The 11,543-nt window shown below is 62.8% G+C and carries 9 protein-coding genes; 4 read left to right on the top strand and 5 right to left on the bottom strand.

All coding sequences use genetic code 11. The features are described from left to right. From ABYO54_RS07515 to ABYO54_RS07500, 4 genes are all read left to right on the top strand, one after another. The coding region (locus tag ABYO54_RS07515) for a PTS sugar transporter subunit IIA (RefSeq protein WP_372807632.1) at positions 1-327 on the top strand (327 nt) is incomplete at its 5' end. Between the two features lie 3 nt (positions 328-330). After that, positions 331-2,139 carry a cation:proton antiporter gene (locus ABYO54_RS07510; protein WP_372807631.1) on the top strand — a complete coding sequence of 603 codons (1,809 nt, stop codon included), beginning with the start codon at positions 331-333 and terminating at the stop codon, positions 2,137-2,139. 82 nt (positions 2,140-2,221) lie between these two features. Further along, the gene (locus tag ABYO54_RS07505) at positions 2,222-5,113 is read left to right on the top strand and encodes a bifunctional fucokinase/fucose-1-phosphate guanylyltransferase (protein WP_372807630.1); all 2,892 of its coding nucleotides are present in this window, start codon (positions 2,222-2,224) and stop codon (positions 5,111-5,113) included. A 170-nt stretch (positions 5,114-5,283) separates the two neighbouring features. Further along, positions 5,284-5,574 (top strand): HU family DNA-binding protein, encoded by a 291-nt coding sequence (locus ABYO54_RS07500; RefSeq protein ID WP_372807629.1) that lies wholly within the window; start codon positions 5,284-5,286, stop codon positions 5,572-5,574. 64 nt (positions 5,575-5,638) lie between these two features. On the opposite strand, the gene ABYO54_RS07495 is transcribed toward ABYO54_RS07500, so the two are convergent. The 5 genes from ABYO54_RS07495 to ABYO54_RS07475 form a co-directional block, all read right to left on the bottom strand. After that, a complete protein-coding gene (locus tag ABYO54_RS07495) occupies positions 5,639-5,980 on the bottom strand; it encodes a P-II family nitrogen regulator (protein WP_372807628.1) in 342 nt (113 codons plus the stop codon). Positions 5,981-6,064: 84 nt separating this feature from the next. Continuing rightward, positions 6,065-7,282, bottom strand: a complete 1,218-nt coding sequence (locus ABYO54_RS07490) for an ammonium transporter (RefSeq protein ID WP_372807633.1) — start codon at positions 7,280-7,282, stop codon at positions 6,065-6,067. A gap of 287 nt (positions 7,283-7,569) precedes the next feature. Next, positions 7,570-10,185: an MSEP-CTERM sorting domain-containing protein gene (locus ABYO54_RS07485; RefSeq protein ID WP_372807627.1), complete on the bottom strand. Its 2,616-nt coding sequence runs from the start codon at positions 10,183-10,185 to the stop codon at positions 7,570-7,572. Continuing rightward, entirely contained in the window at positions 10,182-10,679 is a 498-nt protein-coding gene (locus ABYO54_RS07480; protein ID WP_372807626.1) for an exosortase/archaeosortase family protein, read from the bottom strand. Before ABYO54_RS07480 ends, ABYO54_RS07485 begins: the two co-directional genes overlap by 4 nt. Next, positions 10,676-11,543 (bottom strand): hypothetical protein (locus ABYO54_RS07475; RefSeq protein WP_372807625.1); only part of this gene is annotated, 868 nt, incomplete at its 5' end. The genes ABYO54_RS07480 and ABYO54_RS07475, both read right to left, overlap by 4 nt.

Genomic DNA, 11,543 nt, shown 5'->3' with positions numbered 1-11,543 from the left:
GAGGCCGTGCTCGAAGCGGTTATGGAACGCGAGGGCAAGATGTCGACCGGCATGCAGAACGGGGTGGCGATTCCGCACGGCAAGACCGATTCGATCAAGCGGCTGGTGGCCGCCGTGGGGCTTAACAAGGCCGGGGTCGATTTCAATTCGATGGATGGGGAACCCGCCACGATTTTCATCATGACGTTGTCGCCGACGAAGCGCGCGGGCCCGCACATCCAGTTCCTGGCCGAGGTCAGTCGCCTGATCAGCCAACCGGCCGAACGCGAAAAGCTGCTGGAAGCCAAGACGCATGGCGAGATCTACGAAACCCTGACAGGAAAATAGACCATGTTCCGAACCGCCCTTGTTGCTCTCCTGCTTGCCGTCGCGCCTCTGGGGGCGGGTTTTGCCGAAACCGCGACGGCGGAGCATGCGGAACGCACGGTCCTGGCCGCGGAAGCTTCCGCCGCGCATGCCGCCGCGGTTCCTGCCGCGCATCCCGCCGCGCTGGAAGTTCATCCGACCGGCGAACACGTTACCGTGAGCAGCCACAGCATCACCCACATGATGATGATTCTGATTCTGCAGCTGGCGGTCATCATTATTTTCGCGAAGGTGGGCGGTTTCGTCTTCCAGCGGTACCTCAAAATGCCGTCGGTACTGGGCGAGCTGGCTTCGGGCATGCTGATCGGCCCCTATGCACTGGGCGGCCGCATCGATTTCCCCGGCATGGGAATTCTCTTTTCCGAGCACATGGGCTTTGCGGCGTCGGCCGAGCTTTATGGCATCGCCACGCTGGCCTCGATCATCCTGCTGTTTCTGGCGGGGCTGGAGACCGACCTCTCGGCCTTCCTGCGCTATTCCGTCGTCGGCTCGTTCGTCGGTCTCGGCGGCCTGGTCGCCGCGTTCGTGCTGGGCGATCTGTGCGCGGTGCTCTGGCCGGGCAACGGCATCGATTCGTTCATGGATCCGGCGGCGCTGTTCCTCGGCGTGATTTCGGTGGCCACATCGGTGGGCATCACCGCGCGCATCCTGGCCGAAAAGCGGAAGATGGCCTCGCCGGAAGGCGTGACCATTCTCGCCGGCGCGGTGTTCGACGATGTGTTCGGCATTGTGACGCTGGCGATTGTCATGGGGATGGCGAAGGTCAGCCTCGGGGGCGGGCAAGTGAACTGGGGCGAGATCGGGCTCATTGCACTCAAGGCGATTGGGTTTTTCGTGGTGGTCACTTCGTTGGGCCTGGTTTTCGCCCGCAAGATTACGGGGGCCATCAAGCAGTTCCGTTCGCGCGAGATGATGGTGGCCGTCTGTTTCGGGCTGGCGCTGTTGCTGGCCGCACTGGCCGAAATGGCCGGACTGGCCATGATCATCGGGGCCTACATCATGGGGCTGGCGCTCTCGCGCACCGACCTTTCGCAGGAAATCGAACACCACCTGCAGGGCGTCTATAACATTCTGGTGCCGATCTTTTTCTGCGTGATGGGCATGATGGTCGACTTTGCCGCCATGAAGCCTGTGCTGCTCTTCGGCTCGGCCTACTCCATTCTTGCGATCTTGTCCAAGGTGGTCGGTTGCGGGGTGCCGGCCTATCTGATGAAGTTCAACCTGCGCGGCTCGCTGCGCATCGGCCTCGGCATGCTGCCGCGCGGCGAGGTCGCGCTGATCGTCGCGGGCATTGGCTTGGCCAGCGGCATCATCGACCAAGGGATTTTCGGCGTCTCGATCATGATGACCGTCATCACCACCATGATGGCGCCGCCGCTTCTGGTGAAATCGTTCGAAGGCGGCTCCGGCCTGCGCAAGGAGATGGTCGGCGGCGGCGAGGACATCGAGGCCATCGAACTCGACTTCCCGTCGCGCGACATCGCCGAATTCCTGCTCAACCGCTTTATCCACGCCCTGCAGGACGAAGAATTTTTCGTGCACCATCTGCACACGGAGGAACCGACCTACCGCGTGCTCAAGGACGATATCGCCTTCACGCTGGTCGAAGAGGGCAGCAAGCTGATCATCAACGTGCCGCGCGCCAGCCAGCACGTCGCCCGCATGATCCTGCTCGAAGAACTGCTCTCGTTGACCGACCTGCTCGAATCCTCGAAGCAGATGGACAGCGTCGATGAAATGGGATCCGCCCTCATGAACGGCATGTTTTCGTAGTCTCGGAGTCTGCGTTGCGCTTTCCCGGTCAATGGCGGTTCCCGGCGGTTGTAATTCCTGTCGGGTCTGCTAACGTCCGAGCATGAAATCGTACCCCTCTTTTGATTTGTTGCTCTCGTTGCCGCCGAACATGTGCGGTCAGTTGTCCGACTGCGAGCCCGGCGTGGCCGCGCGCTCTTTCGCCACCTTCGATCCGCCCGGCCGGCAGCTTGGATCGGGCGGGGGCACGGCCTATGTGCTGGAGCAGGCGTGGCGGGAATCCGGAACGGAATCGTTCTCCGGTTGGCTGATGGAAAACGGCAAGCTGATCATGCATGGCGGCGGAGAAAGCCGCCGCCTGCCGCCCTATGCCGCCCCCGGCAAACTCTTTATCCCGATGCCCGTCTACCGCTGGGCGCTCGGCCAGCGGCTCGACCAAACCCTGCTCGATCTGGCGGAACCCACCTTGCAAAGCATGGCCAAGGCGGCCTCGGCCAATGCGCGCGTGATGGTTGCCAGCGGCGATGTGCTCGTCCGCCTCGAAGGCGAACTGCCGCCCATCCCGGATGCGGACGTCGTCTTTTTCGGCCTCTGGGTCACGCCGGAAGAGGCGCAAAACTTCGGCGTGATGTTCTGCGATCCGGCCACGCCGGAAAAACTCGTGACCTTCCTGCAAAAGCCCACGCCGGATACGATCCGCGCCAAATCGCGCGATAGCGCCTTCTTGATCGATGTCGGCATTTGGCTGCTGAGCGAACGGGCGGTCGATTGCCTGATGAAGAAGAGCGGGTGGGATGCGCAGAAGCAGGCCTTCGCCCACGGCGTGCCGGACACCTACGACCTCTACGGCAGCTGGGCGCTGAACCTGGGCGCGGACCCCGTTGAAAACGATCCGGAGGTGGGCGCGCTCACGACGGCCGTGGTGCCGCTGCCCGACGCCGGCTTCTACCACTTCGGCACGTGCGGCGACATGCTCCAGTCGCTCTACGAACTGCAGAACCTGGTCTCCGACCAAACCAAGCTCGGGGCCGTATCCATGCTGGCGCAACCGCGCCAGTTCGTGCAGAACTGCGTTTTCGAGGCCCCGTTGCGGCGGCAGGCCAACGATTCGCTCTGGGTGGAAAACAGCCATATCCCCGCCACCTGGAAAATCGCCTCCGAAAACATTCTGACCGGGGTGCCGAAAAACGAGTGGACCCTGGAGCTCGAAGACAGCGTCTGCCTCGATTTCGTCGATTTGGAAGCAAAGACCGCCCTGCGCGTCTATGGTTATTCCGATGCCTTCCGCGGCGAGCTCGGCAACCCCGCCACGAAGTGGATCAACCGCCCGTTCGGCCGGTGGCTCGAGCAACGCGGCCTCTCGTTGGACGAGGCCGGAATCGACCCTTCGACCGATTTGCAGGTGGCGCCGCTCTTTCCGGTGCTGGATGCGTTCGATCCCGCGTTCGTGAAATGGATGTTCGCCGCCGAGCCGGAAGCCTCGGACCAATGGAAGCGGCTTTGGCTGGAAACCGAGCGCAAGTCGGCGCGCCAGCTGGGTCAGCAGGCCAACCTGCGCAAGATGTACGAACGGCGCAACGCGCTACGCAAGGATGCCCTCCCGGTCATGGCAAACCACGCGGAGCGCAGCGTGTTCTACAAACTGGATCTCGAAGCCACCTCCGCCCTCTATGCCGATAGCCCGCACGAGTTGCCGGCGCTGCTGGAGGTTGAGAGCCTGCGCAACCCGTTGATCGCCCTGCACGACCGCATGTTCCGCGCCGCCGTTCGCCGCCGCCGCGGCGACGACCAGTGGGCATTGCGCGAGACGGAAGCCTTCCGGGTGCTGCGCGACCTGATCGTGGATCGCTACAAGCAGAACCCGGTCGAACCCCGTTGCACGCTGCTGGCCGACCAGATTGTCTGGGGGCGCTGCCCGGTGCGGCTCGACTTTGCGGGCGGCTGGTCCGATACGCCGCCCTACAGTTTGGAGCACGGCGGTTCGGTGCTCAACATTGCGGTGGAGCTCAACGGCCAGCCGCCGATCCAGGTGTTTGCGCGCCGGACGGAAGAGCTCGTCCTGTCCATCCGCTCCATTGACCTCGGATTGGTTGAGCAGTTGAACGGCTACGAAGACGTGCGCGCCTACGACAAGCTCGGCAGCGGCTTTGCCCTCGCCCGCGCCGCCTTTGCGATTTCCGGTTTCCATCCCGACTTCAACGGCGGGATCTACGAGACGCTCGACGAACAGCTCGCGGCCATGGGCGGCGGGGTGGAAATCTCGATGCTCGCCGCCATCCCGAAAGGATCCGGCCTGGGCACCAGCAGCATTCTCGCGGCAACCCTGCTGGGGGTGCTGTCGGATCTCGGCGGCCTCAAGTGGGACAAGGTCGAGATTGCGCAGCGGACGTTGGCGCTCGAGCAGATGCTCACCAGCGGCGGCGGATGGCAGGACCAGGTCGGCGGCGTCTTCCCCGGCATCAAGCTGGTGCGGACGGTGCCCGGCCTCGAACAGTTGCCGATCGTCCGTTGGCTGCCCGGCCATTTTTTCCAAGGGCCCGCCAAGGCGCGCATGCTGCTCTACTACACCGGCATCACCCGCGTCGCGCACGATATCCTCGGCGAGATCGTCCGCGGTATTTTTCTCAACTCCGGCTCGCGGCTCGAAACCCTCCACGACATCGCCCGCGCCGCCGAGTTCTGCCACGACGCCATCCAGCGCGACGACTTCGAGGCCTTTGTTGAAACGGTGAACCGCAGTTGGCAACTCAATCGCCGGCTCGACAGCGGCACCAATCCCGCAGCGGTCCAGGAAATCCTCGATTTCGTGGCCGACGATCTTGCGGCCGCCAAGTTGCTGGGTGCCGGGGGCGGGGGCTATCTCTTCATGATCGCCAACGATGCCGACGCCGCCATCCGCATCCGCGAACAGCTCGAAACCAACCCGCCCAACGCTGGCGCGCGCTTCGTTGAGTTCGCGCTTTCGGAAACCGGATTGCAGGTGACCCGCAGCTAGGACCGGAGGTGCCGGCACGCGCTTGAGGGACCAATAAAAACAGGGCCCTGAACCGTTTTATCGCTTGTAGAATCGGTTTCTTTCTCTTACAACTTTATCAATTAGAGTCGGTTCCGGCAGGAGTCGGGGGGACGCTAGTGAGAAAGTCGCAAACTCAAAGGAGAAAGAGCATGGCAGTAACCAAAACACAGATCATCGCAAAGATCGCCGACGACGCCGGCATTACCAAGGTTCAGGCCAAGACCGCTTTGGAATCTCTGGTTACGCAAGCCTACAAGGGCGCAAAATCCGCTGAAGGATTCACGATTCCCGGTATCGGCAAGCTGATCAAAGTGAAGCGCAAAGCCCGCATGGGCCGCAACCCGGCCACCGGCGAAACCATCAAGATCAGCGCCAAGACCGTTCTCAAGTTCCGCCTCGCAAAAGCGGCCAAGGACGCCATCACCCCCACCAAAAAATAGTGGTTCGGTTGAGGAAAAAAAAGGGCGACCCACGGGCCGCCCTTTTTTTTCGCGCGGCCGTTGGCTAGCCGATGGCATCGGTTCCGGTTTCGCTGGTTCGGATACGGATGCATTCGTCCATCGGCATCACGAAGATCTTCCCGTCGCCGATGTTTCCGCTCTTGGCGGCCTTGACGATGGCGCGGACGGTGGCATCGACGAACTCGTCGTTGACGGCGATTTCGATGCGGACTTTTTCGAGCAGGTTGACGGAGCGGACCTGGCCGCGGTAGTGCTCGGTGAAGCCCATCTGGGTTCCGCATCCGCGCACGCGGCTGACCGTCATTTTGCATACGTCGGCGTGGAAGAGCGCGTCCTTCACATCGTCGAGCTTCTCGGGTTGGATCACGGCAATAATCATTTTCATAATAGATTCCTTTCAAGCGTGGTTTCGGTTTTTAAGGGATTGGGTTTTAAGCGGCGTCCTGAAACTGAAAACCTGAAACGTTTCCTACATCGCCTCTTCGGGGTTGGCTTCGATCATGTGTACGGTCAAGTCGGAGCCGCGCAGCTCTTCGTGGTGGCCGAGGCGGATGCCGACGGTGATCTTCAGCAGTCCATAAACCAGCGTGCTGGCCAGCAGGCAGAACGTGACGATGACGGCGGTAACGATCAACTGCGAGAAGAACGAGACGCCCCCCAATCCGCCGAGCGCCTTCTGGCCGAAGATGCCTGCGGCAATGCCGCCCCAGGCCCCGCAGATGCCGTGCAGCGGCCACACGCCGAGGACGTCGTCGATCTTCCATTTTTCGGTTTCGATCTCGAACATAAAGACAAAGATGCCGCCGGCAAACGCGCCGACGACCGCCGCGCAGACGGGGTGGTAGAGGTCGGACCCCGCGCAGACGGCAACGAGCCCGGCCAGCGCGCCGTTGTGAACAAAGCCCGCATCGTTCTTGGAGATCGCCATGGCGGCAATCGTTCCGCCAACCATTGCCATCAGCGAATTCATGGCGACCAGGCCGGAGACGGCGTTCAGGTTGCCCGCACTCATGACGTTGAAGCCGAACCAGCCGACGATCAGGATCCAGCTACCCAGCGCGAGGAAGGGGATCGAGCTAACCTTGATCGAGTTGGAATCGTAGCGCTTGAGGCGCGCGCCCAGCAGCATGATGGCCGGAAGCGCCAGCCAGCCGCCCGTGGCGTGAACGACCACCGACCCGGCAAAGTCGTGGAACGGGGCCCCGAACGTATTGGCCATCCAGCCCTCGGCGCCGCTGAGGCCGTTGCTGAAACGCCCCCAGGTCGCGCCTTCGATCAGCGGATAGACGAGGCCGACAAAGATGCCGCCCGCCAGCGAGTTGGTCCAGAACTTGGCGCGTTCGGCAACCCCGCCCGAAATGATGGCGGGAATACAGGCCGCAAAGCCGAGGAACAGGAAAAACTTCACGTACTCGAAGCCGTGGTCGGCGGCCATCTCTTCGACGGGAATCAGGAACGAAATCCCGCGCGCCAGCGGATAGCCGATCAGGAAATAGACGATCGTGGAAAAGCCCCACTCGCAGATGATTTTGTTGAGCGCGTTCACCTGGTTCTTGCGGCGGACGGAACCAACCTCAAGGAAAGCAAAGCCGCCGTGCATGGCAAGAATCATCACTGCGCCGAGCAGAATGAAAAGGGTGTTCGATGAACTTGCCAGTTCCCCCGCGGCGTCTCCGTCCGCGGCCATCGCTGTTCCCGACAGGCACAAGCCTGCCAGGAAAGTGGCCGCAAAGGCCACCTTCTTGCTTAATTGCATCTCTCTCTCCTGTTTGTTGCATCCTCAGGTTCCGCGCTCCGGCGGAACCAAACAAAAAGTCGCGCAGTAACTGCACGAGCTATGCCATTAAATGCGGCGCTCGGTGTAAGCGACGGTGGCGGAAGGGGATGTGGAAATGGCGCGGCGCGGCGGCGGGCCCGTCGGCGGCCGGAGGCGACAGATATGTTCGGTTCGGCACAAAAATGTGGTAACCGGCGCTATGCGAGGGGCGGCCGTTTGATGCGGTTGCACCGCCAATGGAAGAGCGGCAGCACGAGGAGCATCAGCAGGAGGAAGCCGGGCTCGGGGGAGTCGATGACGGGTTCTTCCTCGAACTCGTCGAAGGCGAGGGTTCCGTGGCTGGCCAGCGCTTTTTTCTCGGCGGCCTTGAGGGCCTTTTGCTGGGCGGCGGTTTCGACGGCGAGGAACGCGGTGGAGGGGATCAGGATATTGATCTGCCGCGCGGCGAGCAGCAGCTCCTTGCGCAGGGCCGCCTCCTGTTCGGGGTGGAGCTGCGTCTGCCACCAATCCTGCCAGAGGTCGATCGCCTTGGCATAGCGGGCGTCGGGGCCGAGGTTTGCGTTGGCGGGGAATTCGAGGGTTCCGTTTCCGTCGAACACCACCGTGCCGCCGCGTTGCTTCGGGATGACGCGGACCTGCTCGCCGTAGATGAACGGCAGCACTTCCATTTTGGCCGGTGCGTGGGTGCTCCATCCGCCGTCGGGGATCGGGGGGAGCCACCACGCCGCCTGGTCGAACTCGACCAGCGGTTGATCCGTTTCCGTCACGAACCACGGCACGGTTTCCAGCTGGGCATCGCCCGAGTTCCAGTAGTCGAGCAGCGCGCGCTTCACATCCCACTCGGCGCAGTAGCCGGGCGTCTCGTCGGTTCCGGCCAGCGGCACCTTCTCCACGCGGCGGAAGACGCCCTTCATCTCTTGCGCGAGTTGCGCCGGGATGCAAAGGGCCTGCCGCCCGGCGGCGGTCGTTACCCGGGTTACGGCGGGTTCGCCGGCGGGCAGGGCGACGGCTTGGCCGCCGATGTCGATTGCGGGGGAGGAGCCTTCGGGGTAGAGGAAGCGGATGGCGCACTGCCGCTCTTCGTGGGATGAAAACGGGAAGACGCTAAGACGCAGGCGGTTGGGCCCGGTGTAAACCAGCAGGCCCGGATCGAGGCGCGCGCGGTCGCGGATCATGTGGTAGACCCACATCGCGGCCTTGCGGTCGGAGAGGCGCGCGGGAACCATCTCGTCGCCGATCTTCAATTCGTAGCCCGAAACGAAGACGCCGTCGGGGAGGGTGACGTCGGTAACGAATTCGCCTTGGCGTTGGGTCGTGTTGGCCATGGTCAGCAAGATGGTGGCCTCGGTTTCGCCGCCGCGGGTTTCGGCGGAGCATTCGACATCCGACAGGGATACCTTGCGAGTTGTCGGAGGGAGAAGGCGCCCGGAGGTGCGGGCGGCTTGTCCGGTAAAGAAGGAATAGAACGAAAAATCGGCGGCGGGATTCCAGTCGCTATCGGTTTCGCCGAGCAGGAGTTGTTCGAGTTGCTTGATCTTGGAGTCGGGCAGCACCATGCCGCCGAAGACGATGCGGTTGTAGGTTTCGGAAAGGATCGGAACATAGACCCCCGTTTTGCTGTCCTTCAGCTTTTTCAGCGCATAGGCCGCCGTGCGCGGCGCGGGCATCGGCGCCGGGTCGTCGAGCGCCGCGGCATAGACGCGGTCGAGGGTTTTGAAGAAGACGTGGCGGTGGTGGTAGGCGCGGCCGACATAGCACGCGGGCACCAGCAGGAACGCCGTCAGGAAACCGGCGGCGAGCCGCGCCTTGGAAAAGCGTTGGTCCAGCGCGCCGAGCTGCAACGCCAGCCGGCGGGTGTGCAGGATGAACAGCAGCGTTGGCGTCAGGATCAGGAAGCCCGTGCCCACGGCGATCATCGCAACGATCGAGAACGGCAGGAAGGGGAGGAAGAGGAAGAAGAAGTAGCAGGTGAAGGGATAACTGAAGGCGGTGATCCAGAAGCAGACCGCGTTTGCCTTGGCCGAGGGGAGGCCTCCCCAAAGCAGGACCAGGCCGTTGGCGATGGCGAGGGTATAGAAGCCCCAGTGCTGCAGGTCGGCCGGGAATGGAATCTTGCTGTTCAGCAACAGGCCGCCGATCGGAAAGACCAGCGCAAACACGAGGGTTGCCAGCCAGCCGCCTTTCATTTTGCCCGAGAGCCATAGCAGGATTTGCAGGAACGCGAAGGCGCAGATCAAGGTGCCGGCAACGAAGATTGAAATCACGAACAGCTCCGGCGCGCGCCATAGGGGAAAGGTGTTGCCGATCATGAAGAGGAAGAACGGTGCGCCGAGGAACAGGGCCATGCTGCCGCCGATGTTGGCCAACGTGGTGTTGAACCAGCGGACGTTGGCGGAGCAGATCAGGCCGAAGAAAAGGCCGGGCATGGTGGCGGCGAGCTGCACCATCAGGAAGGAGCCCATCGGAACGATCCATTCGTCGACGCCGTCGGGGACGAGGTGTTTCATCGACAACAGGAACCCGACGAGGCCGGCGGTTTGCAGCAGGAAGAATCCGAGGATCGGCAGGCGCGGCACGTCGCGTTTTTTCTTTTGGCTCCAGCGCACCATCGCAAGGGCGAGCGCACCCAGCAGGAGCGGCACGGCGATATAGTTGGCGAGAATCAGGGTGCGGTGTTCGCCGATCGCCTCGCGGATCAGGTAGAGGTTGCGCGCGCGGAACAGCAGGAGCAGCAGCTGCGGCACCAGCATCGTCAGGAGGATCATCAGGGGGTTGGCTTTGATGACCGGGTTGATCTTTTCGAATGGTTTCATGGATTGGTTTCCTTCAACGGTTTTGGGGGGCGGGAGCTTGCGTAGAGCAGGGCGGCGATGATGGTGAGGCTCCAGACGGTGCCGATGCCCAGATGGGCGAACTCGTGGAGCCATTCGGGGAGAACGCTTTCGAAGATCCGGCGGAAATGCCAGACCATCACGATGCGAACGGAGTTGCTGAACAACGTGACGCCATAGGCCAACGGCAACAGGGCCAGCCAGCGGCGGGGATGGCGTCCGCACCAGTAGCCGCCGCCGAGGCCGACCAGTATGGCGAAAAGCCGAACCCCGCTACAGGCGTTGCTGACGGTCAGCTCCGGCCGGGCATGGATGTGTACCATGTCGGCGCTGAACGAAACGGGGCAGCCGATGCCGAGCGCGGCCAGGGCGCCGGAGGGCATCTGCAGCAACCGGGTCAGCGGCGCCGTGGAGAAGAGCGCATGGACCAGGAGCATCAGGCCGGCGGCGAGGAGGAGCGGGTACTGTTTTTTCATGGATCCTTTCTGCGGATGAGGTCGGCGATGACGGCGCATTCGAGGCCGAACGGGAGGTAGCCCGCGTAGCCGAGCAGCGGCATCTCGAAAAGCTGGAAGCGGTGGACGAAGGGAACTTCGTAGATCCATTTGGCCAAGCTGTGCCCATTCCACAGTTCCCAGAAGAAGCCGCAGATGAGGGCGGCGAGGGCCAGACGGTAAACGCGCCGCCAGTCGCCGCGCCGCAGTTCCGGGAAGAACGGCGGCCGGTCTTGCAGCGTCCGGAAAGCGATCAGGAGCAGCAGCGGGGCGACCCATAACAGCGGAAAGAAATAGTCCGGGAACCGGCCGATGAAAAAGAGTCCCGCCGCCGAAACGACCAGCGTGGCCCAGGCAAGGGCTTTGGGCCGGGTGCACCAGACGATGGTTCTGAATTCCAGTCCGGCGCTGGTGCGCGGATGGGCGGAGAGCCCTTCCTCGGTCGAGAGCACGGCGGGCAGGACGGTGGAGAAGGGGAGGGTGGCGGCGATAAAATATTGCAGCGGGGAAAACCCGGTTCCGGCGGTGTACCACCAGTTTTGCACGAAGCGGTTGAGGTATTCGAAAAACCACCAGAAGACGGCGCTCAGCGGAAACAGCCAAAGGAAAAACTTCGTTTCGTGCGTCAGCAGGCAGCGCCCGGTGCGGCGGTAGGTCAGCGCGTTGACCGCCACGATGTAGGCGATCCATTGCGGCGTGAACGTATAGCGCTGAAACGGTTCCATCCAGCCGAAGCGCGTCCACGCCAGCAGCCACGACACAACACCGGACGCGATGGCGATCCAGCCCCAGAGCGGGAACGACGGGGCAGGCGGGCCGCCTGCGGTACATTCTCCCGTATCGCAG

The sequence above is a fragment of the Pontiella sp. genome (assembly GCF_041622395.1).
Classification (GTDB): domain Bacteria; phylum Verrucomicrobiota; class Kiritimatiellia; order Kiritimatiellales; family Pontiellaceae; genus Pontiella.
Note: the sequence above shows the minus strand (reverse complement) of the source record. Positions and strands in the feature narration are given on the sequence as shown.